General features: G+C 70.4%; 21 protein-coding genes and 1 pseudogene. 21 read left to right on the forward strand and 1 reads right to left on the reverse strand.

Annotation, left to right across the window (positions count from 1 at the left end):
• Positions 1-19 precede the first annotated feature (19 nt).
• The 21 genes and pseudogenes from PHA84_RS19990 to PHA84_RS20090 all read left to right on the forward strand — a co-directional run bounded on the left by PHA84_RS19990 (position 20) and on the right by PHA84_RS20090 (position 23,438).
• Positions 20-1,243, forward strand: a complete 1,224-nt coding sequence (locus PHA84_RS19990; RefSeq protein ID WP_270889901.1) for an ABC transporter substrate-binding protein — start codon at positions 20-22, stop codon at positions 1,241-1,243.
• Positions 1,243-2,391: an ABC transporter ATP-binding protein gene (locus tag PHA84_RS19995; protein ID WP_270889902.1), complete on the forward strand. Its 1,149-nt coding sequence runs from the start codon at positions 1,243-1,245 to the stop codon at positions 2,389-2,391. The genes PHA84_RS19990 and PHA84_RS19995 overlap by 1 nt, the downstream gene beginning before the upstream one ends.
• Entirely contained in the window at positions 2,388-3,305 is a 918-nt protein-coding gene (locus PHA84_RS20000; RefSeq protein WP_270889903.1) for an ABC transporter permease, read from the forward strand. Before PHA84_RS19995 ends, PHA84_RS20000 begins: the two co-directional genes overlap by 4 nt.
• Positions 3,306-3,430: 125 nt before the next feature.
• The gene (locus PHA84_RS20005) at positions 3,431-4,204 is read left to right on the forward strand and encodes an ABC transporter permease (protein WP_270889919.1); all 774 of its coding nucleotides are present in this window, start codon (positions 3,431-3,433) and stop codon (positions 4,202-4,204) included.
• Between the two features lie 8 nt (positions 4,205-4,212).
• A pseudogene (locus PHA84_RS20010) lies at positions 4,213-5,489 on the forward strand (saccharopine dehydrogenase family protein).
• A gap of 34 nt (positions 5,490-5,523) precedes the next feature.
• Positions 5,524-6,720, forward strand: a complete 1,197-nt coding sequence (speB, locus tag PHA84_RS20015; protein WP_270889904.1) for an agmatinase — start codon at positions 5,524-5,526, stop codon at positions 6,718-6,720.
• Complete coding sequence (locus PHA84_RS20020; RefSeq protein WP_270889905.1) at positions 6,720-8,180, forward strand: NAD-dependent succinate-semialdehyde dehydrogenase; 1,461 nt, start codon at positions 6,720-6,722, stop codon at positions 8,178-8,180. Before speB ends, PHA84_RS20020 begins: the two co-directional genes overlap by 1 nt.
• 83 nt (positions 8,181-8,263) lie before the next feature.
• The gene (locus tag PHA84_RS20025; RefSeq protein ID WP_270889906.1) at positions 8,264-9,346 is read left to right on the forward strand and encodes a DnaB-like helicase C-terminal domain-containing protein; all 1,083 of its coding nucleotides are present in this window, start codon (positions 8,264-8,266) and stop codon (positions 9,344-9,346) included.
• Between the two features lie 52 nt (positions 9,347-9,398).
• Complete coding sequence (gene dxr, locus PHA84_RS20030) at positions 9,399-10,646, forward strand: 1-deoxy-D-xylulose-5-phosphate reductoisomerase (RefSeq protein ID WP_270889907.1); 1,248 nt, start codon at positions 9,399-9,401, stop codon at positions 10,644-10,646.
• Positions 10,646-12,007: a M50 family metallopeptidase gene (locus PHA84_RS20035; RefSeq protein WP_270889908.1), complete on the forward strand. Its 1,362-nt coding sequence runs from the start codon at positions 10,646-10,648 to the stop codon at positions 12,005-12,007. The genes dxr and PHA84_RS20035 overlap by 1 nt, the downstream gene beginning before the upstream one ends.
• A 46-nt stretch (positions 12,008-12,053) precedes the next feature.
• Complete coding sequence (gene ispG / locus PHA84_RS20040; protein WP_270889909.1) at positions 12,054-13,211, forward strand: flavodoxin-dependent (E)-4-hydroxy-3-methylbut-2-enyl-diphosphate synthase; 1,158 nt, start codon at positions 12,054-12,056, stop codon at positions 13,209-13,211.
• A gap of 204 nt (positions 13,212-13,415) precedes the next feature.
• Positions 13,416-14,261: a GNAT family N-acetyltransferase gene (locus PHA84_RS20045; RefSeq protein ID WP_270889910.1), complete on the forward strand. Its 846-nt coding sequence runs from the start codon at positions 13,416-13,418 to the stop codon at positions 14,259-14,261.
• Between the two features lie 86 nt (positions 14,262-14,347).
• Positions 14,348-16,123, forward strand: a complete 1,776-nt coding sequence (locus PHA84_RS20050; protein ID WP_270889920.1) for a proline--tRNA ligase — start codon at positions 14,348-14,350, stop codon at positions 16,121-16,123.
• Positions 16,120-16,890 carry an HAD family hydrolase gene (locus PHA84_RS20055; RefSeq protein WP_270889911.1) on the forward strand — a complete coding sequence of 257 codons (771 nt, stop codon included), beginning with the start codon at positions 16,120-16,122 and terminating at the stop codon, positions 16,888-16,890. The genes PHA84_RS20050 and PHA84_RS20055 overlap by 4 nt, the downstream gene beginning before the upstream one ends.
• Positions 16,887-17,669 carry a TSUP family transporter gene (locus tag PHA84_RS20060; protein ID WP_270889921.1) on the forward strand — a complete coding sequence of 261 codons (783 nt, stop codon included), beginning with the start codon at positions 16,887-16,889 and terminating at the stop codon, positions 17,667-17,669. Before PHA84_RS20055 ends, PHA84_RS20060 begins: the two co-directional genes overlap by 4 nt.
• 89 nt (positions 17,670-17,758) lie before the next feature.
• The gene (gene ligD / locus PHA84_RS20065; RefSeq protein ID WP_270889912.1) at positions 17,759-19,258 is read left to right on the forward strand and encodes a DNA polymerase domain-containing protein; all 1,500 of its coding nucleotides are present in this window, start codon (positions 17,759-17,761) and stop codon (positions 19,256-19,258) included.
• Between the two features lie 38 nt (positions 19,259-19,296).
• Positions 19,297-19,965: a nucleoside/nucleotide kinase family protein gene (locus PHA84_RS20070; RefSeq protein WP_270889913.1), complete on the forward strand. Its 669-nt coding sequence runs from the start codon at positions 19,297-19,299 to the stop codon at positions 19,963-19,965.
• A 77-nt stretch (positions 19,966-20,042) separates the two neighbouring features.
• The gene (locus PHA84_RS20075; RefSeq protein WP_270889922.1) at positions 20,043-21,467 is read left to right on the forward strand and encodes a ferredoxin reductase family protein; all 1,425 of its coding nucleotides are present in this window, start codon (positions 20,043-20,045) and stop codon (positions 21,465-21,467) included.
• Between the two features lie 10 nt (positions 21,468-21,477).
• Positions 21,478-22,032, forward strand: coding sequence for an FMN-binding protein (locus tag PHA84_RS20080; protein ID WP_270889914.1), 555 nt, complete (start codon positions 21,478-21,480; stop codon positions 22,030-22,032).
• On the forward strand, positions 22,029-22,811 hold the full coding sequence (locus PHA84_RS20085; protein WP_270889915.1) for an FAD:protein FMN transferase: 783 nt from the start codon (positions 22,029-22,031) through the stop codon (positions 22,809-22,811). The genes PHA84_RS20080 and PHA84_RS20085 overlap by 4 nt, the downstream gene beginning before the upstream one ends.
• A gap of 12 nt (positions 22,812-22,823) precedes the next feature.
• Positions 22,824-23,438: a histone deacetylase gene (locus PHA84_RS20090; protein WP_270889916.1), complete on the forward strand. Its 615-nt coding sequence runs from the start codon at positions 22,824-22,826 to the stop codon at positions 23,436-23,438.
• Here PHA84_RS20090 and PHA84_RS20095 read toward each other — a convergent pair.
• Entirely contained in the window at positions 23,427-25,433 is a 2,007-nt protein-coding gene (locus PHA84_RS20095) for a thioredoxin domain-containing protein (RefSeq protein WP_270889917.1), read from the reverse strand. The two genes, PHA84_RS20090 and PHA84_RS20095, sit on opposite strands and share 12 nt — an antisense overlap.
• Positions 25,434-25,819: the final 386 nt, after the last annotated feature.

Below are 25,819 nucleotides of genomic sequence, written 5' to 3' on the forward strand. Positions count from 1 at the left end.
TTCGAGCGACAGGTGCCTCGTGACCAGTAAACCCCCTCCCGCTGACCCGATGCTGCGGCGGCTGGCGCAGCTCACGATCTCGCGGCGCGGGTTGCTCGGCGCTGCCGGACTGGGCGCCGCAGCAACGGGTCTGGCGGCGTGCGCGCCCCCGCTGCCCCCAGCGGGTGGCCCCGCCGCGGTCAAGCTGCCGACCGACCGGTCGGACACCGAGAAGGTCGTCCGGTGGGCCAACTGGACGGCATACCTCGACTACGACGAGGGCACCAAGAAGTACCCGACCCTGGAGGCCTTCATCGCCAAGACGGGCATCAAGGCGAGCTACACCGAGGACATCGAGGACAACGACTCGTACGTCAACAAGGTCGCTCCCCAGCTCCGGGCGAAGCAGGACATCGACCGCGACATCTTCACGCTGACCGACTGGATGGCCGCTCGGGTCATCCGCGACGGCATGGTGCAGCCGCTCGACATCATCCACATGCCCAACGTGGGAGCGATGCTCGAGCCGCTGAAGGACGTCTCGTTCGACCCGGGGCGCACCCACTCCATCACCTGGCAGAGCGGCTTCGCCGGAATCGGATACAACAAGGCGAAGGTCGGCCGCGACCTGAAGTCGCTGGACGACCTGTGGGCCGACGACCTCAAGGGCCGCGTCGTGGTCCTCAGCGAGTTCCGCGACACCGCCGCGCTGATCATGCAGCAGCAGGGCGTCGACATCTCCAACCCCTTCACGAAGGTGCAGATCGAGAAGGCGTTCGCCGAGGTTGACAAGCGGATCAGCGACGGCCACATCCGCCGGGTCAAGGGCAACAGCTATCTGGAGGACCTCAAGTCGGGCAACGCGCTGGCCGGGATCGTGTGGAGCGGCGACCTGTTCATCCTCCGGGCGGAGACCGAGAACCCCGACTGGCAGTTCGTCATCCCCGAGTCCGGAGGCACCCTCTGGAGCGACAACATGATGGTGCCGATCACCTCCACGCACCGCAAGAACGCCATGGCGCTGATGAACTACTACTACGACCCGGCCGTGGCAGCCAAGGTCGCCGCCTACGTGAACTACATCTGCCCGGTCCAGGGCGCTCAGCGCGAGATGGAGAAGATCGACCCGGAGCTCGCCAAGAGCCCGTTCATCTTCCCCAGCGCCGACTACATCAAGCAACACAACATCCAGGGGTTCCGAGCGCTCTCCCCGGCCGAGGACGCCGAGTACAGCGCCGCGTGGGCAAAGGTGGTGGGCAACTGATGGCACTCTTCTCCACCGGCTCGTCCGGGTTCCGCAGAGCACAGGGTGACCTGCACCTCGAGGCGGTGACCAAGGAGTTCGCAGCCTTCACGGCCGTCGACGACCTGAGCCTCACCGTGCCGCGCGGGTCCTTCTTCGCTCTCCTGGGCCCGTCCGGCTGTGGCAAGACGACCACGCTGCGGATGGTCGCCGGCCTCGAGCAGCCGACTCGCGGACGGGTGCTCATCGGCGACACCGACCTGACCGGGTCACGGCCGTACGAGAGGCCGGTCAACACGGTGTTCCAGAGCTACGCGCTCTTCCCGCACCTCACCATCCGCGACAACGTCGCGTTCGGTCCCAAGCGGCGCGGCGACGCCGACGCCGCCCGGTCGGCCGAGGACGCGCTGGAGCTGGTCCAGATGTCTGCCATGGCGGGGCGAAAGCCCGCTCAGCTCTCGGGCGGCCAGCAGCAGCGGGTGGCCCTGGCCCGCGCTCTGGTGAACCGCCCGGAGGTCCTGCTGCTCGACGAGCCGCTCGGCGCCCTGGACCTCAAGCTGCGCCGTCAGATGCAGGTGGAGCTCAAGCGGATCCAGACGGAGGTGGGACTCACCTTCATCCATGTCACGCACGACCAGGAGGAGGCCATGACCATGGCCGACACCGTCGCCGTGATGAACGCCGGCCGGATCGAGCAGATGGGCCACCCCGAGGAGCTGTACGACCTGCCCCGTACGTCGTTCGTGGCCAACTTCGTCGGGCAGTCCAACCTCGGCACCGGACGCATCACGGGAGCGGACGGTCACGACCTCGTGGTGGAGGTGGCCGGGACCACGGTGCGCATCCCTCGCGACCGGTCGGCGGTCACCAGCGGTCCCATCATGTTCGGAGTGCGTCCCGAGAAGGTCCGCATCTCCACCGAGCAGCCCGCCGGAGCTGGGAACGACGTCAAGGCGACCGTCATGGACGTGTCCTTCACCGGGGTGGCGACACAGTTCCTCGTCACCGTGCCCAGCGGGGCGGTGTGGGGCGTCTACGAGCAGAACCTCGACGTCGAGCGCAACACCATCCGGCCAGGAGACGCCGTCTGGCTGGGCTGGGACTCCGGGCACGCCTTCGGCGTGGAGGCCGACGAGGCGTCGGCGGAGGAAGCGAGGGTGGCGTCGTGACCGCGCTCGCGCATACGGCTGGGGCCGGAACGCATGCGGGCGGGCCGGCTCCTGGCCAGGGTCGCCGACGTGGTGGGATCGCGGCGTACCTCCTGCTGCTGCCCGGCGCGCTCTGGTTGGTGCTCTTCTTCCTACTGCCCCTGATCCAGCTCTTCGCCGTCTCGCTGCAGAGCGGTTTTCCGGGGTACCCGGGCTACTACTACCGGGATGTCAACGCCGGCAACTACCTCACCGCCATCACGCAGTTCGCCGGACACTTCGGTCGCTCGCTCCTCTACGCCGGGCTCGCGACGTTCTTCGCCTTCGTCCTCGCCTACCCGCTCGCCTACGCGATGGCGTTCAAGGCCGGGCGCTGGCGCAACGTCATGATGATCGCCGTCATCGCACCGTTCTTCACCTCGTTCATCCTGCGCACGATCGCCTGGCGTCAGATCCTCGCGGACGAAGGGCCGGTGGCTCGCGTCCTCAACACCCTGCACCTGCTTCCCGGGGGCCGGATCACCGAAACCTGGGTGGCCGTGGTCGCTGGGCTGACGTACAACTTCCTTCCCTTCATGGTCCTGCCGATCTACGCGTCGCTGGAGCGGGCGGATCCCAAGGTCATCGAGGCCGGGGGAGACCTCTACGCCAACGGGTTCACCACCTTCCGGACCGTGACCCTGCCGGTCAGCCTCCCGGGCGTGATCGCGGGGACCCTGCTCACCTTCATCCCGGCGGCCGGCGACTACGTCAACGCCGAGCTGCTTGGTTCCGACCGAAGCACGAAGATGGTGGGCAACGTCATCGAGAGCCAGTTCTTCAGGGTGCTCGGTGGGTTCCCCGTCGCGGCGGCCCTGAGCTTCACGCTCATGGCCCTCATCCTCGCCATGGTGTTCGTCTATGTTCGCCGCTTCGGCACGGAGGAGCTGCTGTGACCGGCTTGAGCACGGCGACCGCCCGCCCCGCCCCTACGCCCGCGACCGGCGCGAGCCGGCCGCCAGCGGGTCGCGGTCCCTCCGTCCCCCGCCGCGTTCGCACCTGGCTCACCACGCATGTCGCGATGATCACGGCGCTGACCGTGCTGCTGTACCTCTTCGTGCCGGTCGCCTACACCTTCGCCTTCTCCTTCAACGACTATCGCAAGTCGAACATCGTCTGGAACGGTGCGGCGGGGCCGACCTTGAAGCACTGGCGAGACCCCTGCGGTGCGCCGGGAGTCTGCGACGCGCTCGTCGTGTCGTTGCAGGTGGGCGCGATAGCCACCGTCGTGGCGACGGTCCTGGGCACCATGCTGGCTTTCGCGCTGGTACGACACCGGTTCCCGGGTCGCGGGGTGAGCAACGTACTGGTGTTCATCCCCATGGCCACGCCGGAGATCGTGCTGGGCGCGAGCCTGCTGACGATCTTCGTGCAGGGCTTCTCCAGGTTCGGTCTGAGGCTCGGCTTCTGGACGATCGTCATCGCGCACATCATGTTCTGCATCAGCTTCGTCGTCGTCACGGTCAAGGCACGCCTGCAGAGCCTGGACCCCCGCTTGGAGGAAGCGGCACAGGACCTGTACGCCGGTCCGGGCGGGACCTTCTGGCGGGTCACCTTCCCCTTGGTCCTGCCCGGGATCGTCTCCGCCGCGCTACTTGCGTTCTCCCTGTCGTTCGACGACTTCATCATCACCAACTTCGTCTCCGGTGACGAGACGACGTTCCCGAAGTTCGTGTATGTGTCCTACCTGCGCGGGATCCCCGCGCAGGCCAACGTCATCGGCTTCTCGATGTTCGTCATCGCTGTGCTGCTGGTAGTCGCCGGGCAGCTCGTCGGCAACGCCCGCAAAAGATAGGAATCCCCATGCGGATCCTCCTGATCGGCGCCGGCGGCGTCGGTGACGCGGCCGCGCGCATCGCCGTGGAACGCGACTTCTTCGAGGCGCTCGTGGTCGCGGACTACGACCTGGCACGGGCGCGGGCCACAGTGGCCGCGGCCACGGCGCGCAGGCCTGGCGAGGCCCGGCTGGTCGCCGCACAGGTCGACGCGGGCGACGAGGCAGCGGTCACCGCACTCGCCGTGGAGCACCGGGCGACGCACGTGTTCAACGCGGTGGACCCGCGGTTCGTGATGCCCGTCTTCCGAGGGGCCCTGGCCGCCGGGGCCGGCTACCTCGACATGGCCATGAGCCTCTCCCGACGGCACCCCGACGAGCCCTACGCCAAGCCCTACGTGAAGCTCGGCGACGAACAGCTGGCGATGTCCGGGGAGTGGGAGCGCGCGAACCAGCTGGCGCTGCTCGGAGTCGGTGTCGAGCCGGGTCTGTCGGACGTCTTCGCCCGGTACGCCGTGGACCACCTGTTCTCCGAGGTGGACGAGCTGGCGACGCGGGACGGGGCCAACCTCACGGTCCACGACGCCGACGGGAACGAGACGTTCGCCCCGGGGTTCTCGATGTGGACGATCATCGAGGAGTGCCTCAACCCGCCCGTGGTGTGGGAGAAGGACCGCGCCGACGCAGCGGGCGCAGACGTGGAGGCCGGGTTCTACACGCTTCCGCCCTTCAGCGAGCCGGAGGTGTTCGACTTTCCCGAGGGCATCGGACCGGTGGAGTGCGTCCATGTGGAGCATGAGGAGGTGCTCCTCATGCCGAGGTGGCTGGACGCGAAGCGCGTCACGTTCAAGTACGGCCTGGGCGAGGACCTCATCACCATCCTCAAGACGCTGCACACCCTGGGACTGGACGGGACGGACCCGGTGACCGTGAAGGGCGTCGAGGTGTCTCCCAGGGACGTGGTGGCGGCGGTGTTGCCCGACCCTGCGAGCATCGGCCCGCGGATGAAGGGCAAGACGTGCGCGGGCGTCCTGGTGACCGGCAAGGGCAGGGACGGCACCCGCGTCGCACGTACCTCTACCACGTGGCGGACAACGAGGAGACGATGCGCGAGTACGGCGCTCAGTGCGTCGTGTGGCAGACGGCGCTCAACCCGGTCGTCGCTCTCGAGCTCATCGCCAACGGGAGCTGGAAGGCAACGGGGGTGCTCGGCCCGGAGGCGTTCGACGCCGTGCCGTTCCTCGACCTGCTGGCAGCGCCGAAGCCGCAGGGCTATGGCTCGCCCTGGCGCATGGAAGACCGCTGAGGGTGCCGACCCCCCTCAGGAATAGGGTCGCTGCATGACGCGTTACGGCCAGCAGTATGGGCCCGACTTCACCTTCCTCGGTGTGGACCGGTGCGACCTGGACGACGAGTCCACGTTCGCCGGCGCCGACGTCGTCATCCTCGGCGCACCGTTCGACGGCGGGACGTCGCACCGTCCCGGGACCCGCTTCGGACCGCAGGCGATCCGGATGACCGACTACCTGCCCCACGACGGCTCCAGGCCCTCGCTGGCGCTGCGTACGGACGGTCTGGCCGAGCTGCGCGTCCTCGACGCGGGGGACGTCGAGATGTACTCCGGCGACATCGAGCGGTCCTTGCCGATCCTGGAGGCGTCGGTGGAGAAGGTGGCCCGGGTGGGCGCCATCCCGGTCGTCCTCGGCGGTGACCACTCGATCGCGTTCCCGGACGCCAAGGGCGTGGCCAACGCCCTCGGTCACGGACGCGTGTCGATGATCCACTTCGACGCTCACGCGGACACCGGCGACATCGAGTTCGGCTCGCTGTGGGGACACGGACAGCCGATGCGGCGCCTCATCGAGTCCGGTGCCCTGCGCGGCGACCGGTTCCTCCAGGTGGGGCTTCGCGGCTACTGGCCACCCCCCGAGACGCTGGACTGGATGGCCGGCCAGCAGATGCGCTCCTTCGAGATGACGGAGATCGTCCATCGGGGTCTGCAGGAGTGCCTGAGCGAGGCGTTCGCGATCGCCACCGACGAGTGTGACGGCGTGTTCCTCTCGGTGGACATCGACGTATGCGACCCGGGGCACGCGCCCGGGACCGGCACCCCGGAGCCGGGCGGTCTCTCGGCACGTGAGCTGCTCGACTCGGTCCGCCGGATCTGCCTCGAGCTTCCCGTCGTGGGGGTGGACGTCGTGGAGGTGAGCCCGCCGTACGACCACGCAGACATCACCGCCGCCCTGGCGAACCGCGTCGTGCTCGAGGCTCTCTCCGCGATCGCACGCCGACGGCGCGACGCGCGGGAGGGCACCACCTGGGACCCGGCGCAGCCGCTCCTGGCTGGCCGGGTCCCCGAGCCGACGCAGCCGTTCGGCGGCACGCACCACCACACCGGGCTGGCCCACGACCAGCACCATGACCAGCGACATCACGAGCACGACAGCGCTCACCAGCACGACAGCGTTGACCAGCACCACAGCGTTGACCAGCACCACAGCGTTGACCAGCACCACAGCGACGGAGGCACCCCCTGATGACCATCACCCAGAAGTCCCTCATCGACTCGGTCCCCAAGGGCCTGCTCATCGCCGGCCAGTGGCGTCCGGCCGCCGACGGAGCGACGCTCGACGTCGAGGATCCCTCGACGGGAGGCGTTCTCGCACAGGTGGCCGACGCCGGCCCGGCGGACGGCAAGGCAGCTCTGGACGCCGCTGTCGCAGCCCAGGAGGACTGGGCCAGGACCGCGCCGCGGGAGCGTGGCGAGATCCTCCGCGCCGCGTTCGAGCGGATCACCGCGCAGGCCGAGGAGCTGGCCACCCTCATGACGCTCGAGATGGGGAAGACCCTTGCCGAGTCTCGCGGCGAGGTGATCTACGGCGCCGAGTTCTTCCGGTGGTTCTCGGAGGAGGCCGTGCGTATCCACGGACGGTGGTCGACCGCTCCCAACGGGGCCACCCGGCTGCTCACCATGAAGAAGCCCGTGGGCCCGACGCTGATGATCACGCCGTGGAACTTCCCGCTGGCCATGGGCACCCGCAAGATCGGACCCGCCATCGCCGCCGGTTGCACCATGGTGATGAAGCCGGCGAGCCAGACGCCGCTGACGATGCTGGCCCTGGCCGAGCTGCTGCGTGAGGTCGGCCTGCCGGCCGGCGTCCTCAACGTCGTGACGACGTCCAGCACCGGCGAGGTGATGGAGCCGCTGGTCCGGGACCCACGGCTGCGCAAGCTGACGTTCACGGGCTCCACGGGGGTCGGCCGCAAGCTCGTGGAGCAGTCGGCGGAGCAGCTCCTGCGGGTGTCCATGGAGCTGGGTGGGAACGCTCCGTTCATCGTCTTCGAGGACGCCGACCTCGACCGGGCCGTCGAGGGCGCCATGCTCGCCAAGATGCGCAACATCGGCGAGGCCTGCACGGCGGCTAACCGCTTCTTCGTCCACGAGAGCGTGGCCGACGACTTCGCGACGAAGTTCGCCGAGCGGATGCGCGGGCTCACGCTCGGCAAGGGGACGAAGAAGGGCGTCGACGTCGGCCCGCTCATCGACGCCAAGGCCCGCGACGGTGTCAGCGAGCTGGTGCAGGACGCCCGTGACAAGGGCGCCACCGTGGTCACCGGGGGCTCGGCGGTTCCCGGCCGCGGCTACTTCTTCGAGCCGACGGTGCTCACCGACGTCCCGATGGACGCCAGGATGATGACGGAGGAGATCTTCGGCCCCGTGGCGCCGATCGCCACCTTCGCCACCGAGGAGGAGGCGGTCCGCCGCGCGAACAGCACGGAGTACGGCCTCGCCTCCTACGTCTTCACCAACGACCTGAGCCGCGTCATCCGCGTCAGCGAGGCGCTGGAGTACGGGATGATCGGCGTCAACCAGGGGATCATCTCCAACCCGGCCGCGCCGTTCGGCGGGGTCAAGGCCTCGGGCTTCGGACGTGAGGGCGGGTTCGAGGGCATCGAGGAGTACCTGGAGACGACGTACGTCGGAATTGCCCCCTAGCGTCCGAACTCGGGGATCGGCCATTCGGGCGGTCTTGGGCCGGATCAGGTCACGAACTGCTCACGGTCGGGTTCAATCGCCGCATGGCGAGCTTGGAGTCCGTTGCCCCCGCGTCCTGGCCCTCGCAGGCCCAGTCGACCAGCGACGAGCCGGCTACCGGACGCAGGGGCAGTCGGCTGCACTCGCTGAGCGAGGTGCTGGAGGAGACCGACGAGCAGCTCCGCCTCGGTCGGACTGCCGGGGCGCGCGTGTTCCCCTCGGGTTTCGGCGCTCTCGACATGGCACTCTCCGGCGGGTTCCGCTCGGGTGAGCTGGTCCTGCTGGGCGGTCCGCAGGGTCTCGGAAAGACGGCGATGGCGCTGCAGATGATGCGCAACGCCGTGGCGGCCCGCCGCGCGGCGGTCCTCTTCTCCTTCGAGCACGACTCGCACAGCGTCCTCGAGCGCCTGATCGCCGTGGAGGCAGCCGCCATCGCCGGGACGGAGGCGGTGAACCTCACCAAGATCCGGCAGGGGTTCGAGGCCAGGCACAGCAAGGCGCACTCGCTGAGCGAGCGGTTCTCGGGGACCGTCGGAGGCGCCGAGGCCGTGGCGGCGCTGGCCGGCTACGGCGACCGCCTCCACCTGCACACCTCCAGCGGTGCCAAGACGACGCTCGAGGAGATCCACCGGACGGTGCGCGCGCTGATCGAGCGCGACGGCACCCCGCCGCTCGTGGTGGTCGACTACCTGCAGAAGGTGCCGGTCTCGCAGCCGACCGCCGGCGAGGACGATCGGGTCACGGTGGTCGTCGAGGGGCTGAAGGACCTCGCCCTGGAGTGCGAGGTGCCCGTGCTGGCCATCGTGGCCGCTGAGAAGGGCAGCCTTGCACCCGGCACGCGGATGCGGGTCCACGACCTGCGGGGCTCCTCCGCCCTGGCGTACGAGGCCGACGTGGTGCTCATCCTCAACGACAAGTACGACGTGGTCGCCAAGCACCATCTCGTGTACAACCTCGGGAACGCCGAGCGTTACCGCCAGTGGGTCGTCATGTCCATCGAGAAGAACCGCAGCGGCGCCGACCACTTGGAGCTGGAGTTCCAGAAGCGGTTCGACCAGGGACGCTTCGAGCCCGAGGGCCGGATCGTCCAGGAGCAGCTCGTGGAGGAGCGCGTCTTCCGCGAATGACCGACGCGCCCCGTCGGCCGCCTTCACGGCACAGGCGTCATGGGAGAATGAGGTGGTGAGCTCACCGCGTACCGTCGCCGTCCTGGGGTCGACCGGCTCGATCGGCACCCAGGCTCTGGACGTCGTGGCGCGCAACCCCGATCATCTGCGGGTCGTCGCGCTGAGTGCCGGCTCGAACGTCGACCTGCTCGCGGAACAGGCGGTGCGCTTCGAGGTCGAGCTCGTCGCGGTCGGGTCCGGGACGCACGAGGGCGTCGCGGAGGCGGTCAGCGCCTACGCGAGCCGCGCGGGGCGCCCGACCTACCGGCCTCAGGTCGTCGTCGGACCGGAAGCCTCCGTGGCTGCCGCCGGCTGTGGGGCCGACGTGGTGCTCAACGGGATCACTGGCGCCATCGGGCTCCGACCGACGCTGGCTGCGCTGGCCCAGGGCTCGACGCTCGCCCTCGCCAACAAGGAGTCGCTGATCGTCGGGGGCCCGGTCGTCAAGGCGGCGGCGGCCCCGGGCCAGATCGTGCCGGTGGACTCGGAGCACTCAGCCATCGCCCAGTGTCTGCGAGCCGGGGCCCCACAGGAGGTCAGGCGCCTCGTCCTCACCGCCAGCGGAGGTCCGTTCCGCGGCCGCAGCCGGGAGTCACTGCGTGCGGTGGGCCCCGCCGACGCGCTTGCGCACCCGAACTTCTCCATGGGGCGCGTGGTCACCACGAACTCCGCGACGCTGGTCAACAAGGGTCTGGAGGTCATCGAGGCGCATCTGCTGTTCGACCTGCCGTTCGAGCGCATCGACGTCGTGGTGCACCCCCAGCAGCTGGTCCACTCGATGGTGGAGTTCGTGGACGGGTCGACCATCGCCCAGGCCGGGCCGCCCAGGATGCTGGTGCCGATCGCGCTGGGACTGTCGTGGCCGCGGCGGCTGGCCGACGTGGACGCCGGTGTCGACTGGAGCCGTGCACAGGAGTGGCAGTTCGAGCCGCTGGACGACGAGACGTTTCCCGCAGTGCGGCTCGCACGCGAGGTCGGCAGCGCCGGCAGGACCTTCCCGGCCGTCTACAACGCGGCGAACGAGGTGGCGGTCGACGCCTTCCACGAGGGGCGCATCGGCTTCCTGGACATCGTGGACACGGTCGCCCGCGTCGTGCACGAGCACGCGTCCGGATCCCTCGCGGGGATGGAGCCGTCCGGGATCGAATCGGCGGCCCTGACCGTTGAGGACGTGATGCGGGCCGACTCGTGGGCTCGTCACGAGGCACGGAAGGTGCTGGGTCTGCCCACGGAACTCTTCCCTCAGGGGGTGCTGCGCTGATGGTGAGATACCTGCTCGGCGTGCTCTTCGTCGTGCTCGGCGTCGGGCTGTCGATCGGCCTGCACGAGATCGGCCACCTTGTGCCGGCCAAGAGGTTCGGCGTCAAGGTGACGCAGTACATGGTCGGCTTCGGCCCGACGCTGTGGTCACGCCGGCGTGGGGAGACCGAGTACGGCATCAAAGCCATCCCGCTCGGCGGCTACATCCGGATGATCGGGATGTTTCCGCCGCGTCCCGGGGACAAGCCGGGGACCTTGCGGGTCTCGAGCACGGGCCGGTTCTCCCAGCTTGCGGACGAGGCGCGACAGCTCAGCCTGGAGGAGATCCGGCCCGGCGACGAGCGCCGCGTGTTCTACCGGCTCTCCGTGCCGAAGAAGGTCGTCGTCATGATGGGCGGCCCCTTGATGAACCTCCTCATCGCGGTGGTGCTGCTCAGTGGCATCGTGACGCTCTACGGCGTCGCGACTCCGGGGAAGGGCGCGAAGGTGGCCTCGGTCAGCGAGTGTGTCGTGCCGGCCAAGCAGGCCGCGGCCAAGACCACCTGTGCGCCGACCGACCCCAAGACGCCGGCATACATGGCAGGCCTGCGCCCCGGCGACCTTCTCCTCTCCGTCGCGGGGCAGCCGGTCACCCGCACCACGGACGTGGGCCGGCTGGTCCGGCCGCGGGTGGGGGAGAGGACCACGATCGTCGTACGTCGTGACGGCGTGGACAAGACCCTCGTGGCGACGCCGATCCGCAACACCGTCCAGCAGGTCGGTCCCAACGGGACGCCTCTGGTCGACCAGGACGGCCAGCCGGTCGTGGTCACCGCGGGGTTCCTCGGCATCAGCTCCGCCGCTCCGGTGTCCTACCAGCGGCAGCCGCTGTCGGTCGTGCCGTCCGTCGTGGGGCAGGGGCTGGAGCAGACCGCCGGCGTCATCCTGCACATCCCCCAGAAGATGACCGGGGTCGTCAAGGCGGCGTTCGGCTCTGGAGCACGGGACCCCAACGGCCCGGTCTCCGTCGTCGGCGTGGGCCGGATGGCCGGCGAGGCAAGCGCGGGCAAGGTGGCGTGGATCGGCGGGCCTGACGGCATCAACCCCTTCGTCTTCCTGCTCAGCCTCATCGCCTCGCTCAACCTGGCCCTGTTCGTGTTCAACCTCATCCCGCTCCTGCCGCTGGACGGCGGCCACGTCGCAGGGGCGCTGTGGGAGGGCCTGAAGCGCAACGGTGCGCGCATCCTGGGCCGCCGGGACCCGGGCCACGTCGACGTCGCCAAGGCGCTGCCCGTCGCCTACGCCGTGTCGTCCGTCCTCATCGTGATGTCGGTCCTGCTGATCTACGCCGACATCGTCAAGCCGATCAGCCTCGGTGGCTGACTCACCCGAAACCGGCTTCTGTCCACCTCTGGGAGATACTTCGTCCATGACCGTCTCACTTGGTATGCCGTCCGCGCCTGCCCCCGTCCTGGCACCCCGTCGCCGGACCCGCAAGATCAAGGTCGGCAAGGTGGAGGTCGGCGGGGACGCGCCCATCTCGGTCCAGTCGATGTGCACCACCCCCACCACGGACGTCAACGCGACGCTCCAGCAGATCGCAGAGCTCACGGCCGCGGGGTGCGACATCGTCCGGGTGGCCTGCCCGAGCCAGGACGACGCGGACGCGCTGCCTGCGATCGCGCGCAAGTCGCAGATCCCCGTGATCGCGGACATCCACTTCCAGCCCAAGTACGTCTTCGCCGCCATCGACGCGGGCTGCGCCGCGGTCCGGGTCAACCCGGGCAACATCCGGAAGTTCGACGACCAGGTCAAGCAGATCGCCCAGGCCGCCAAGGACGCGGGCGTATCGCTGCGGATCGGCGTGAACGCGGGGTCCCTCGACCCCCGGCTGCTCCAGAAGTACGGGAAGGCCACCCCAGAGGCGCTCGTGGAGTCGGCGGTGTGGGAGGCGTCGCTCTTCGAGGAGCACGACTTCCATGACTTCAAGATCTCGGTGAAGCACAACGACCCGGTCGTCATGGTCCGGGCCTACGAGCTGCTCGCCGAGCGAGGCGACTGGCCGCTGCACCTCGGGGTGACCGAGGCCGGTCCGGCGTTCCAGGGCACCATCAAGTCCGCCACGGCGTTCGGCGCGCTGCTCTCCAAGGGCATCGGCGACACCATCCGGGTGTCGCTCTCAGCGCCTCCCGTGGAGGAGGTGAAGGTCGGCAACCAGATCCTGCAGTCCCTGAACCTCAGGCCACGCAAGCTGGAGATCGTGTCGTGCCCATCGTGCGGCCGCGCTCAGGTCGACGTCTACACGCTCGCCGACGAGGTGACCGCAGGGCTCGAGGGCATGGAGGTGCCGCTGCGAGTGGCCGTCATGGGCTGCGTCGTCAACGGCCCGGGAGAAGCGCGCGAGGCCGACCTCGGGGTCGCGTCGGGCAACGGGAAAGGCCAGATCTTCGTCAAGGGCGAGGTCGTCAAGACGGTGCCCGAGTCTCAGATCGTCGAAACCCTCATCGAAGAGGCGATGCGGATCGCCGAGGAGATGGGCGAGAACCAGACCGTCGGCGCTGGAGCGCCCACCGTCACCGTCAGCTGAGGGCAGGACCGACAGCAGCACCGAGAACGAGGATCATCGCCAGACAACCGGGGGCTCCACCGAGCGGCCGGATCCGCACTTTTCGTCCGTCGTGGGACCCGGTCTACCCGTTGACGTGCGCGTTCACACCACCCGGTGACGGCCGGCCGCGCGGGGGCCCGCGTTTCGCGTCGCGCTACGGCGAGCACGCCCTAGGCTGACCTCGTGCTCCGCACTCGTAACCCGGTCCACGCGCTGTCGCCATCGGATCGCGATGCCGCGCTGGAGCTGTGCGCGCGGAACCTGCCCGCGAACGTCTTCGTGGCTGCTCGGCTGCTGGAAGGGGCGTTGAGCAGCCAGCCCGGCAGCGTCCTGGGACACAAGGTGGACGGGCTGCTGGAGTCGCTGTGCTGGTCCAGCGCCAACCTCGTGCCCGTGGAGGCCGACGAGGAGAGCCTCGTCTTCTTCGCCGACCGGGCCCGCCGGTGGCGCCGGCACTGCGCATCCGTCCTCGGGCCGGCAGACCAGGTGACCGAGCTGTGGCGCCATCTCGAGTCCGCCTGGGGTCCGGCCCGAGCGGTGCGGAGCAACCAGCCCCTGATGAGCACCATGGACCCCCCCTCGGCCCTGGGGGTCGAGCTGGACCCCCGTGTCCGGCCCGCCACGCTGGCCGAGGTCGACCTGGTGATGCCCGCGGCGGCGCACATGTTCGAGGGGGAGATCGGTTATCCGCCCTACTCCGGGTCGGGCGCGGCGTACCGCTCCGCTTTGCTGGCGCTGATCGACCGAGGCCACACCTTCGTCGCGATCGAGGACGGCGCCGTGATCTTCAAGGCGGATGTCGGCTCCGTGGCGCTCGGCTGCGCGCAGCTTCAGGGGGTATGGCTCGCGCCGCACCTTCGCGGCCGGGGACTGTCCGTCCCGCTGATGGCCGCGGTCGTGGAGCAGGTGATGGCCACCCGGGCGCGGTGGGTCACCCTCTACGTCAACGACTTCAACACCAGCGCGCGCGCCACGTACGCCCGGGTCGGCTTCGAGGATGTCGGGACCTTCTCCACAGTCCTGCTGTAGCAGCCGTCGTGGAGCAACTGGGGTGAGAGGCACCGCCGCGCCCGGATATCCTCTGCAGGTTGTCCCACCATCCTGAGGAGAGCCCTGTGGCCCTGCGCATGTCGACCCTGTTCCTGCGGACCCTTCGCGAGGACCCGGCCGATGCCGAGGTGCCGAGCCACCGGCTGCTCGTCCGCGCCGGCTATATCCGGCGGGTCAGCCCCGGCATCTACACGTGGCTGCCTCTGGGGCTGAAGGTCCTGCGCAAGGTCGAGACGATCGTCCGCGAGGAGATGGACGCGATCGGCGCCCAGGAGCTGCTGTTCCCGGCACTGCTGCCCAAGGAGCCGTTCGAGGCCTCCGGGCGCTGGCGCGAGTACGGGGACAACATCTTCCGCCTCAAGGACCGCAAGGACGCCGACTACCTCCTGGGGCCCACGCACGAGGAGATGTTCACCCTCGCCGTCAAGGACCTGTACTCCTCGTACAAGGACCTGCCCCTGGCGATCTACCAGATCCAGACCAAGTACCGGGACGAGTCGCGGCCCCGCGCCGGCGTCCTGCGTGGCCGCGAGTTCATCATGAAGGACTCGTACTCCTTCGACATCGACGAGGCGGGGCTGGACAAGTCCTACCAGCTCCATCGCGACGCCTACATCCGCATCTTCGACCGCCTGGGGTTCCACTACGTGATCGTCCAGGCCATGGCCGGTGCCATGGGTGGCAGCAAGAGCGAGGAGTTCCTTGCCACCGCGGAGAACGGCGAGGACACGTACGTCCACTGCGCGAGCTGCGGGTACGCCGCCAACGTCGAGGCGGTGCGGGTGCCCGTCCCCGACCCCCTGCCGTACGCCGACGTGCCTGCCGCCCACGCGGAGGCGACGCCGGACACTCCCACGATCGACACCCTTGTCGCGCACCTCGACGAGCACTTCCCTCGCCAGGACCGTCCGTGGGCGGCGTCCGACACGCTCAAGAACGTCATCGTCATGCTGGTCCACCCGGACGGCACGCGCGAGCCGCTGGCCATCGGGGTGCCGGGCGACCGCGACATCGACGAGAAGCGTCTGGGCGCACAGGTCGAGCCTGCCGCCGTGGAAGCCTTCCAGGAGAAGGACTTCGCAGCGAACCCCGCCCTTGTCAAGGGCTACATCGGTCCAGGCGCACTGGGATCCGACGGCTCGTCGGGGATCCGGTACCTCCTGGACCCCAGAGTCGTCGAGGGCACCCGATGGGTGACTGGGGCGAACGAGCCGGGCAAGCACGTGCTCGACCTCGTCGCGGGGCGCGACTTCACCGCTGACGGCACCATCGAGGCGGCCGACGTGCGCCCCGGGGACCTGTGCCCGAGCTGCGGTCACGCGCTGGAGGCGGCCCGGGGCATCGAGATGGGGCACATCTTCCAGCTCGGCACGAAGTACGCCGAGGCTCTCGACCTGAAGGTGCTCGACCAGAACGGCACGCTGCAGACCGTCATCATGGGCTCGTACGGGGTCGGCGTCTCCCGCGCAGTCGCCTGCATCGCCGAGGGCAACCACGACGAGCTGGGCCTGGTCTGGCCGCGCGAGGTCAGCCCGGCGGACGTCCACCTGGTCGCCACGGGCAAGGACCAGGAGGTCTTCGACCGCTCCGAGGAGATCGTGAGAGCCCTGGAGGCAGAGGGCGTCACAGTGCTCTTCGACGACCGGAGGGGGGTCAGCCCCGGCGTGAAGTTCAAGGACTCCGAGCTCATCGGCGTGCCCACCATCGTCGTGGTGGGCCGGGGGCTGGCCGAGGGCACCGTGGAGATCAAGGACCGCGCTACTGGCGAGCGCAGCGCGGTGCCGGTGGACGACGTGGTGGCGCGGGTGCGCGAGGCCCTTCGGCCGGGGTTCGCGGGGTGAGTGCGCCCTCCCGCCGCCCACCGGAGGCCGTGATCTTCGACTGGGGCGGCACGCTGACGCCGTGGCACACGGTGGACCTCCCAGAGCAGTGGCGGGTCTTCGCCCGCGAGGTCCACGGCGTGCCCGTGGACGCGCGCGACATGCCCGTCGAGGACCTCGCAGAGGCGGACTCGCTGGCGGTCCGGATCCACGAGGCCGAGGAACGGGCCTGGAGCCGCGGACGGCAGACACACGAGAGTGCGTCGCTCGGGGCGATCCTCGAGGAGGCCGGGGTCGACCCTGCCCACGACCGGCACCACCTGGCGCTCGCGGCATACCGCAGGTACTGGGAGCCGCACACGCGCACCGACGCGCAGGTGCGCCCGCTGTGGCAGGGACTGCACGACCGCGGCCTGAAGGTCGGCCTGCTCTCCAACACCATCTGGAGCAGGGCCTACCACCGAGAGCTGCTGCAGCGCGACGGCGTCCTGGACCTGCTGGACGCCGACGTCTACTCCTCCGAGATCCACTGCGTGAAGCCGCATCCAGAGGCCTTCCTGGCCGCGTGCGCGGCCGTCGGCGTCGACCCGGAGGCGGCGGTGTACGTCGGCGACCGGCCCTTCGAGGACGTGCACGGGCCGCAGCAGGTGGGGATGCGGGCCATCTGGGTGCCGCACAGCGACATCCCCACAGACCAGAAGGTGGCCGTCGAGGTGACTCCCGACGGCGAGGCGAACGAGCTGCTGGACATCCTCGCCATCGTGGACGGGTGGCTCGCCGGGCGATGACGGACCCCTCGACGGGCCTGGTCGCCCTCATGGCCGCGGCAGCCTTCGGTGCGGGCTGGGTGGACGCTGTCGTCGGGGGAGGTGGGCTGGTCCAGCTCCCGGCGCTGCTGCTCGGCTTCCCGGGCGCCACGCCCGCACAGCTGTTGGCGACGAACAAGGTCGCCTCCATCTTCGGGACCGCGACGAGCTCGGTGACGTACTGGCGTCGGGTACGACCGGACCTGCGCACCGCCTTGCCGATGGCCGCCGTCGCCTACCTCGGCGCTGTCGGCGGTGCCCTGCTGGGGCTGCACATCCCGAAGTCGGCGTTCAACCCCGTCATCCTCGTCATGCTCGTCGTCGTCGGGGCCTACACGGTGGCTCGGCCGTCGATGGGCCGGGAGACGGCGTTGCGGTTCGACGGCCACCGGCACACCCTGACGGCGATGGCGACAGGGTTCTGCATCGGCGTCTACGACGGTGCCCTGGGCCCGGGGACGGGGTCCTTCCTCGTCTTCGCGCTCGTCGGCCTGATGGGGTACGCGTTCCTCGAGGCCAGCGCGAAGGCCAAGATCGCGAACTTCGCGACCAACCTGGGCGCCCTGACGGTCTTCGTGCCGGGCGGTCACGTGATGTGGAAGATCGGCGCGGTCATGGCGGCTGCCAACATCGTCGGCGGGTACGCCGGGGCGCGAACGGCGGTCGCCCGCGGAAGCCGTTTCGTGCGAGCGGTGTTCGTCGTCGTCCTGGTGGCCTTCATCGTGCGGATCGGCGGCTCCGTCGTGGGGGTCTGGCGCTAGCCCGTCGTTCCCGCGCTCCAGGAGGGCCTTCTGGCTGCGGGCGTCCGCGCGTGAGCGATGACCGTGTAAGCGGCCGGCCGGCTGGGCACGTGGCGGATGTGAGCGAGCGCCGGTTCGTCGTCCAGCACCACCGCGCGAGCAGTGACCACTACGACCTGAGGTTCGAGGTCGACGGGGTGCTCGTGAGCTGGGCCGTGCCCAAGGGACCGACGCTCGACCCGCAGGTGCGTCGTAGCGCCTTCAAGGTCCCCGACCACCCACTGGAGTACCTGGACTTCGAGGGGGTCATCCCGTCGGCGCAGTACGGCGCCGGCGACGTCGTCGTCTGGGACCGCGGCACCTGGCGGCCGCACCGCACGGACGACCCGGCTGCGGCGATCGCGGGCGGTAGCCTGCACGCCGACGTCCAGGGCGAGAAGCTGCGCGGCCGTTTCGTGCTGGTGCGTCGGGGTGGTGAGGACGGCAACGCCTGGCTGCTCCTGCACAAGCACGACGCCGATGCCGTTCCCGGATGGCGACCGGAGGACCACCCCTTGTCGGTGCTCTCGGGCCGCAGCAGCGACCAGGTCCGGGCCGACCCCGACCGTGAGTGGCACTCCGACCTGCCCGCCTCCGAGGCCAGCATCCCCCTGCGGTGGCCCGAGGTCGCCCAGGACGACCTCGACGCCCTCGACGCGCTGGGCGGAGGCGGCACCTGGGAGGTCTTCGGTCGACGGCTCAAGGTCACCAACCTCGACAAGGAGCTGTTCCCTGCGAACGCCGAGCGTCCCGCGGCCACCAAACGTGACCTGCTGCGCTATACCGCCCAGGTGGCACCCACGGTCGTCCCCTACCTCGCCGGCAGGGCGCTCAACATGCACCGCTACCCCGACGGGGTGGGACGGAAGGGGTTCTGGCACAAGGAGGTTCCGGACCACGCGCCCGACTGGCTCGACCGGTGGGACAACCCCGACGCCGACCCCGGCGAGACGCAGACCTACGTCGTGGCCAACGAGCCGGCCAGCGTCGTGTGGGCCGCGAACTTCGGCGCACTGGAGTGGCATCCCTGGACGTCGAGGACCGGCCGCCCGGACCGCCCGACCTACGCCCTCGTCGACATCGACCCCGGCGAGCGGACCAGCTGGGACGACATCCTCGTGCTGGCGAGGCTGCATCGGACGGCGTTCGAGCACCTCGGCCTGGTCGCCCGACCCAAGGTGACCGGTCGCCGAGGAGTCCAGATATGGGTGCCTGTCGTGGTCGGCCCGGGGTTCGAGGAGACCCGGAGCTGGGTGGAGATCCTGTCCCGAACCGTCGGCGCCGCCGTGCCCGAGCTCGTCAGCTGGAGGTGGCAGGTGTCGGACCGCAAGGGGCTGGCGCGCCTGGACTACACCCAGAACGCCGTGAACAAGACGCTCGTCGCGCCGTACAGCCCCCGCGCCGCGGCCGGCGCACCTGTGTCCATGCCCATCGACTGGGACGAGCTGGACGACCCCGAGCTGCGGCCCGACCGGTGGACCATCCGGACCGCCGTGCCGCGGCTTCGCGAGCGCGGCGACCTGTTCCGGCGGGTGCTCGACAGCCCTCAGCGGCTGCCCCGTCTGAGCTGACGACGGCCCGGCGAGCTGCCCTGTGCCAGAGTTGCCGCGTGACGACGGCTGACGGGGACGACCTCGAGCTGCTGCTGGACCGGCTCTCGACGCTTGCGGCGGCGTCGGTGGGCGACCGTCGCCGGGTGCTGGGCGTCGCGGGCCCACCGGGCGCCGGCAAGACGACTCTGGTCCTTCGGGTGCTGGCCGCTGCGGCCGGGGACGGGCGGCTCGCGGGCCGGGTGGCTCACGTGCCCATGGACGGCTTCCACCTCCCAGGGCCCGAGCTGCGCAGGCTGGGACGGGAGACCCGCAAGGGCGCCCCCGACACCTTCGACACGAGCGCCTACGCCGCCACGCTGCAGGCGGCCCGCGACCTGCCGCGCAGGCGCCTGCTGGCACCGAGCTTCGACCACGCGGTGGGCGAGCCAGAGCCCGAGGCCATCGAGGTGCCTGCGGAGTCTGACCTCGTGGTGACGGAGGGCAACTACCTCCTGCTCGACGACCCGGCCTGGCTACCGGTGCGACGACAGCTCGACGAGGTCTGGTTCTGCGCGCTGGCGGACGACGTACGTCGGGGCAGGCTGGTGGCACGGCACGTCGACGCCGGGCGCCCGGCCCGGGACGCGGCGGCCTGGGTGGCCCGCTCCGACGAGGCGAACGCCCGACTCGTGGCGTCGACGGCCGGCGCGGCGCACCTCGTGCTCGTCGACGGCCGCGTCGTCTGAGGTCCACCTACTGACCGGCGTCATGGCTGGTCCACAGCAGACGCCCAGGAAGCGCCCGCAGAGTTTCCTTCGTGACCATGACAGAGCTCTCCGCAAGCCCCGCGACGCCGACCGGCGCGGTCCCGACGGCCGCCTCGCTCGACCTGGGGCGACCCGTGCCGCGCTGGTGGCGCGACGCGTCCGTGAGCTCGTTCTGGATTCTGCTCCTCTGGGTCGCGGCGTTGTGGGTCCTGAACGGCGGCGTCCAGGACCTCGGTTCCCTCGCCGGAGCCCTGACCAGCCTCGGACGGCTGACCGGGCTGGTCGCCTCTGCCCTGCTGCTCGTACAGGTGTCCCTGATGGCGCGCGTGCCCTGGTTCGAGCAGGCCTGGGGCCAGGACGCGCTGGCAAGGACCCACCGGCTCGTCGGGTTCACGTCGTTCACGCTGCTCTGGGCGCACATCCTCCTCATCACCCTCGGGTATGCCGCCGGGACCTCGTTGGGTCTGTGGGGGACCGTCGTGGACTTCGTCCTCCACTATCCCGGCATGCTCCTGGCCGTCGCCGCCACCGTGGCGCTGTGCCTGGTCGTCGTGACCTCGGTGAAGAAGGCGCGCCGGCGCCTGCGCTACGAGTCCTGGCACCTCATCCACCTGTACGGCTACCTCGGTGCCGGCTTGGCCCTGCCACACCAGCTGTGGACCGGCCAGGAGTTCCTCGCCTCGACCCTCTCCACGGTGACGTGGTGGACCCTGTACGCAGCCTGCGCGGCCTCCGTCCTCGTATTCCGTCTGGGGCTCCCGCTGGTCCGCTCCCTGGGTAGCCCGCTGCGGGTCATCGCCGTCCAGCAGGAAGCACCGAACGTCAGCTCCGTGGTGGTCGGTGGGCCGGGGGTGGCCCGGCTCCAGGTCCGGCCGGGGCAGTTCTTCCAGTGGCGCTTTCTCGATGGCCCCGGGTGGAGCAGGGCACACCCGTACTCGCTCTCGGCTGCACCCAACGGCCGCACCCTGAGGATCACGGTCGCGCACGTAGGGGACGCCACGACGCGCCTGCCGCACCTGCGGCCAGGGACCCGGGTCCTGGTCGAGGGGCCGTACGGCAGGCTGCATCCGGGAGTGCGCACCCAGCGCAAGGTGCTGCTCCTGGGCGCCGGGATCGGGATCACGCCGATCCGCGCCCTGCTCGAGGGCCTGCAGCAACAGCCCGGCGACGTCGTCGTCGTGCATCGGGCGCGCAGCAGCCACGAGCTGGTCCTCGGCGCAGAGCTGCACCGGCTCGCGGCGGAACGCGGCGCTCGCTACGTCACCGTCGAGGGCCACCGCATCCCCGGGCGCGACACCTGGCTGCCTCAGGCCGCCGCCCACCTGACCGACGAGGCAGCCCTCGCCCAGCTCGTGCCCGATGTCGCCGAACGTGACGTGTTCCTCTGCGGCGCCCCGGCCTGGATGGAGGCGGCGCGCCGGGCGGCTCTCGCCTGCGGCGTCCCCTCCGACCACCTCCATCTCGAACGCTTCGTCTACTAGGAGAGAACCCATGCGACGCATCACCTTGTGGGCCCTGTCCACCCTCACCACCCTGGTCCTGCTCTTCAGCTACCACACGTCCACGTCCAGCAAGGCCTCCACGATCGCCGCCCCCGTCGTCGCGCAGGCGCCGGCCTCTGGCTCCGGGTCGGCCTCGGGTGACGGGTCGAGTGCGACGCCGTCGCCCACGCCTTCAACCGGGTCGGCGTCCAGCGGGTCGTCGTCCAGCGGGTCGTCGTCCAGCGGGTCGTCGTCCAGCGGGTCGTCGCCCAGCGGGTCGTCCTCGAAGGCCACCACGTACGACGGCGACGCAGTCTCGACGCGGTACGGCGACGTTCAGGTGCAGATCACCGTGAAGAGCGGCAAGGTCGCTGCGGTCCAGGTGATCCAGGTCCCGTGGAACGACCAGCGGGACCAGGAGATCAACTCCTACGCCGTGCCGATCCTCAACTCCGAGGCCGTCGCCGCCCAGAGCGCCAACATCGACATGGTCTCCGGGGCGACGTTCACCTCCGACGGGTACATCCAGTCGCTGCAGTCGGCCATCGACCGGGCACACCTGTGAGCGCCGCACCCGTTGCGCCTCCCGGCCCCGGGGCCACTGCGGACCAGGGGCCGCTCCGCGAGCTGTCGCGCCGGGCCTTCGTGGAACACGTGATGGGTCTGCCGGTCTCGGTCCACGTCCGGGGCGACGTCGAGGGCCCTGAGGTGCGTACGGCGGTGAGCCAGGTGTTCGGGTTGCTTCGCCGGGCCGACTCCGTCTTCAGCACCTGGCGGCACGACAGCGACCTGATGAAGGTGCGCCGAGGTGAGCTGAGCACCGAGGCCGCGCATCCTTGGCTCGCCGAGGTAGAGGCGCTCTGCGTCGCGGCCGCCGCCCGCACGGGCGGTCTGTTCACGGCTGACTACGCGCCCGAGACGGGACACGACCCGACTGGTCTGGTCAAGGGGTGGGCAGTCGAGAAGGCTGCGGCGCATCTCAGCCACGTCCCGCGGATCTCGTTCTGCGTCAACGCAGGCGGTGACCTGGTCGCCGGGGCGGGGCAGGGCGCGGCCCCGACCACCTGGCACGTCGGCATAGAGGACCCCGAGCACCCCGGCAGCGTCCGAGCCACCGTGCCGCTGAGCCGCGGCGGTCTGGCGACCTCCGGCGCGGCCGCGCGTGGCGCGCACATCGTGGACCCTCGGACCGCGATGGCGCTGGATCGGCCGGGATCGGCGTCGGTGTGGGGCCCCACCCTGCTCTGGTCCGACGTCTGGGCGACCGCCCTCTTCGTCGATCCCGAGCTCGGCCGCAGGGCCCTGGAGAAGACGGACCCGGCGTATCGCTGCCTGGTCCTCTGACAGGCTGGGAGGGTGCACGTCTGGTACGCGAGCTACGGCAGCAACCTGCGACGCGACCGCTTCCTGTGCTACCTGCAGGGCGGACGGCCGCCCGGGGCCGCGCGCACCTACCCCGGCGCTCGGGACACGACCCTCCCGCAGGGCGACCAGCCCTTCCGGCTCCCCGGCTCGGTCTTCTTCGGGTGGAGCTCCCCGACCTGGGGAGGGGGGATCGCCTTCTACGACGCGCACGGGCACGGCGTCGTGCTGGCTCGCGCGTACCTCGTCACGTGGCAGCAGTTCGCCGACGTCGCGGCGCAGGAGATGCACCGTGAGCCGGGCCGGGACCTCGACCTGCGTCACGTCCTGGCTCATGCCCGTCACGAGCTGGGACCGGGTCGGTACGAGGCACTGCACCGTGTGGGTGACCTCGACGGGCACCCCGTGCTGACCTTCACGACTCCCGACGCGACGGCGCTGCAACGGAACCCGCCGAGTGAGGCCTACCTGGCGATGATCGGTGCGGGACTACGGGAGACCCACGGGCTGACCGACGACGAGGCGGCGAGCTACCTCCTGGCATGCCCCGGGATGACCCCCGCCTGGGACGAGCCGAGGGTGCTCGCCGTCCTGGGGTCAGTGGGCTGAGGGTCGAGCAGCGCGCAGGGGCTCACCGAGCAGAGCCTCCAGCGCGGCCGGCTCGCTCACGGGCGCATCGCACACGAAGCCATGACAGACGTACGCTGCGGCGTGCCCTCCCAGAAGGGGGCGCAGGGCGAGCAGCGGGACGTCGGGCTCGTCCGGGGAGCCGTGCGCCAGGACCAGCCCCGGAGAGCTGGACCGGCGGGCGACGCGCAGCAGGGCTGCGGCAGCCTCGTCGTGGCCGACGACAGCCACCTGGAGCGGACCGGCAAGCGCTGCCTCGGCGACAGCCAGGGTCCAGCCGGCGAACCGCGGGTCCTGACCGGCGAGGTGGCCGGCTGCGGCCAAGGCCTGCTCTGCGGCGCTGCGGTGCTCCGGCGACCCGGTGAGGGCTGCATACGTGAGGAGGGCGCCGGCCAGGGCTGACTGACCCGAAGGCTCCGCGTTGTCCCCGGCGTTCCGCGGCCGCGTGAAGAGCGCCTCGGCATCGTCCGCAGTGTCGTAGAACCCTCCGTCCTCGGCGCGGAAGTGGCCCAGGGTCGTCTCCAGGAGACCAGCACAGGCGGTGAGCCAGTGGGCCGCGCCGGTGGCCTGGTGCAGGGCGAGCAGTCCTTCGGCCAGGTTGCCGTAGTCGTCCGCGACCCCTTGCGCTGCGCCTACCCTGCCGTCGCGGGAAGCGCGGCGTAGCCGGCCGTCGACCAGATGCGCGTCCAAGAGGAGGCGGGCACAGGACTGTGCGGCCTCCAGCAGTCGCGGCTCGTCGAACAGCACTGCTGCGTCGGCCAGTCCGGCAATGGCCAGGCCGTTCCAGGACGTCACGACCTTGTCGTCCCTGGCCGGCTGTGGGCGCTGTGCCCGGGCCGCGAGCAGCCGGCTGCGGGCGTCGGCCCACCAGGCGGGGTCGAGCGGGTCCTCCGGCAGCTGCAGGGTGGAGCTGCCGTGCTCGAAGGTCCCCGTGGCGGTCACCCGCAGGAGCTCGGCCGCGTGACGGCCGTCGTGGTCGCCCAACACCTCGCTGAGCTGGTCAGGGGTCCAGGCGTAGGTGAGCCCCTCCACCCCGGCCGCGTCCGCGTCCAGCGCCGACGCGAACCCGCCCTGATGCGTACCCAGGTCGCGCAGCAGGAAGTCTGCGGTCTCCAGGGCCACGCGCCGGGCGAGCGGGCTCCCGGTTGCCCGGTGCAGGTGCGTGTACACCCGCAGGAGCTGCGCGTTGTCGTAGAGCATCTTCTCGAAGTGCGGCACGACCCACGACGCGTCCACGGAGTAGCGCGCGAAACCCCCGGCGAGCTGGTCGTAGATCCCTCCCCGGGCCATCGCCTCGCAGGTCGCCTCCACCATGGCCAGGGCACTGTCCGTCCCGGTCCGCGCATGGTGGCGCAGGAGGAACTCCAGCACCATCGAGGGCGGGAACTTGGGTGCGTGCCCGAAGCCGCCGGCGCGGTGGTCGAACTGTCGAGCGAGCTGCTCCACGGCGCGTGCGAGTGCAGTGCCGTCCAGCGCTTGTCCGTGCGCCGGAGCCGACAGCTCCCGCAGCCGTCCGGAGATGTGGGTCCCGCTCTCCAGAACGCGGTCCCGCTGGGTGGTCCAGGCGTCCTTCACCCCCGCGAGGAGCTGGAGGAACTGCGCCTTGGGGTAGTAGGTCCCGGCGAAGAACGGGTCACCGTCCGGGGTGAGGAAGCACGTCATAGGCCACCCACCGTGGCCCGTCAGCGCCGTGGTCGCCGACATGTAGATCGCGTCGATGTCCGGGCGCTCCTCGCGGTCCACCTTCACGGCGACGAAGTCGGCGTTCACTGCCGCTGCCACGGTCTCGTCCTCGAACGACTCGTGCGCCATCACGTGGCACCAGTGGCAGGCGGCGTATCCGACGCTCAGCAACACCGGGACGTCCCGGGAACGGGCCTCTGCGAACGCCTCCGCTCCCCACTCCTGCCAGTCGACGGGGTTGTCCTTGTGCTGCAGCAGGTATGGGGAAGTCGAGTCCGCCAGACGGTTGGGCATAGGTCCAACTCTCCCTTACGGGCCCGGTGACAGCGAATGCTGGGACCGCCGCCCCCGGGCGGCTGGCGCGCACGGCGTTGTGCGGCGGCGGAACGGACTCGCGCGCGTAACCACATGACTGCACAGCGGCGTCGCACGCCAGCCACGTGGCACCAGTGGCAGGCGGCTCAACCGACGCGCAACAGGAGCGGCCCGTCCCCGGCCGCACCCCGGCGATTGCCTCCGCGGCCGACGGTGCCTCCGGCCTCTGCCTCACATCGTGGCCGGTCGTCCGTTTGGTGGAGCGGCTCACCGGCGCGCCCGCCTAGCTGTACCCGGCCGGCACGTTGGTTACAGGCGGCTGATCGGGGGTTTGCCGCCGAGTGCGCTGTGGCGGCGTTCAGTGT

Source organism: Pedococcus sp. 5OH_020, from assembly GCF_027812955.1.
In the GTDB taxonomy this organism is placed as follows: Bacteria; Actinomycetota; Actinomycetes; order Actinomycetales; family Dermatophilaceae; genus Pedococcus.

What these genes read in the sequence shown, in the direction of transcription:
- PHA84_RS20080 (WP_270889914.1), top strand. Translation starts at nt 21,478, where the DNA reads ATGCGACGCATCACCTTGTGGGCCCTGTCCACCCTCACCACCCTGGTC.
- PHA84_RS20025 (WP_270889906.1), top strand. Translation starts at nt 8,264, where the DNA reads ATGGCGAGCTTGGAGTCCGTTGCCCCCGCGTCCTGGCCCTCGCAGGCC.
- PHA84_RS20060 (WP_270889921.1), top strand. Translation starts at nt 16,887, where the DNA reads ATGACGGACCCCTCGACGGGCCTGGTCGCCCTCATGGCCGCGGCAGCC.
- PHA84_RS20095 (WP_270889917.1), bottom strand. Translation starts at nt 25,433, where the DNA reads ATGCCCAACCGTCTGGCGGACTCGACTTCCCCATACCTGCTGCAGCAC.
- PHA84_RS20035 (WP_270889908.1), top strand. Translation starts at nt 10,646, where the DNA reads ATGGTGAGATACCTGCTCGGCGTGCTCTTCGTCGTGCTCGGCGTCGGG.
- ispG (WP_270889909.1), top strand. Translation starts at nt 12,054, where the DNA reads ATGACCGTCTCACTTGGTATGCCGTCCGCGCCTGCCCCCGTCCTGGCA.
- PHA84_RS20075 (WP_270889922.1), top strand. Translation starts at nt 20,043, where the DNA reads ATGACAGAGCTCTCCGCAAGCCCCGCGACGCCGACCGGCGCGGTCCCG.
- PHA84_RS20005 (WP_270889919.1), top strand. Translation starts at nt 3,431, where the DNA reads ATGATCACGGCGCTGACCGTGCTGCTGTACCTCTTCGTGCCGGTCGCC.
- PHA84_RS19995 (WP_270889902.1), top strand. Translation starts at nt 1,243, where the DNA reads ATGGCACTCTTCTCCACCGGCTCGTCCGGGTTCCGCAGAGCACAGGGT.
- PHA84_RS20020 (WP_270889905.1), top strand. Translation starts at nt 6,720, where the DNA reads ATGACCATCACCCAGAAGTCCCTCATCGACTCGGTCCCCAAGGGCCTG.
- speB (WP_270889904.1), top strand. Translation starts at nt 5,524, where the DNA reads ATGACGCGTTACGGCCAGCAGTATGGGCCCGACTTCACCTTCCTCGGT.